Origin of the sequence: Mesorhizobium sp. M7A.F.Ca.AU.001.01.1.1 (assembly GCF_004022735.1) — a bacterium.
Taxonomy (GTDB): Bacteria; Pseudomonadota; Alphaproteobacteria; order Rhizobiales; family Rhizobiaceae; genus Mesorhizobium; species Mesorhizobium ciceri.
Genome location: NZ_RZPF01001267.1, coordinates 1 through 786, shown reverse-complemented (window position 1 = coordinate 786; position 786 = coordinate 1). Strand labels below are relative to the sequence as shown.

Genomic DNA, 786 nt, shown 5'->3' with positions numbered 1-786 from the left:
ATCTTCTTCAACGTCGTGCCGACGCCGAAGGTTTCCGGCGTGGCGCCGTTCAGCGGCGAGACGTTGGGATCGACGACCTCGTCGTCCCAGTAGAACATGACGTCGTCGGCATTGAACGGCACGCCGTCCGACCACTTCGCGCCTTCGATGAGGTGCATGGTCAGCTTGTGGCCATCGCTCGACCAATCCCAGCTCCTGGCCAGGTTCGGCAGCGGCTCGGTGTCCTTGGCCTCGACCTGGAACAGCGGGGCGGTGCGCGTCAGGCATTCGGAGAGGCCGATGTCGATGCCGCCCCAGCCTTGCGTCTGACCGGCGCCGTAGTTCCAGCCTTCCGGCCGCCCTCCGATGACGTGGCGCATCGTATCGCCATAGACGCCGATGCCGTCTTGCATATTGCCCGTCTTGAAGACCAGCGGCTCCTTCGGCAGCCTGTCTCTCACCGGCGGAAGCTTGCCGGTCTTGACGTATTTCTCGGTGACCCAGTCGGGCTCGTGATATTCGGGAAGCGCCTTGAACTCCAGAATGGAGTCGCGCGCGACATAATTGATCTTGCCTTCGGCGGGAAACGGTGTCGGCGCCGGCGGAACCGTCGGCTCGGAAGCGTATGCACTGAGTGCCGAGACCGAGACGCTCAGCGCCAGTCCGGCAGCAAGGCCGATATTGCGTAAATTCCTCACTGTCTCTCTCTCCCTCTTGTTGGTCCGGAGCGTTTGCACCCGCTCCGCCTCTCCTCGAATTCAAACGGCTTCGTGGCAGTGGATCCGCCTCCCATGGATCCACCATCAC

General features: G+C 62.7%; 1 protein-coding gene. It reads right to left on the bottom strand.

Features of this window, described 5'->3' with window-relative positions; genetic code table 11:
• Nucleotides 1-677, bottom strand: a 677-nt coding sequence (locus tag EN884_RS37565) for an ABC transporter substrate-binding protein (RefSeq protein WP_245492073.1), incomplete at its 3' end; no start/stop codon positions are given.
• Nucleotides 678-786: the final 109 nt, after the last annotated feature.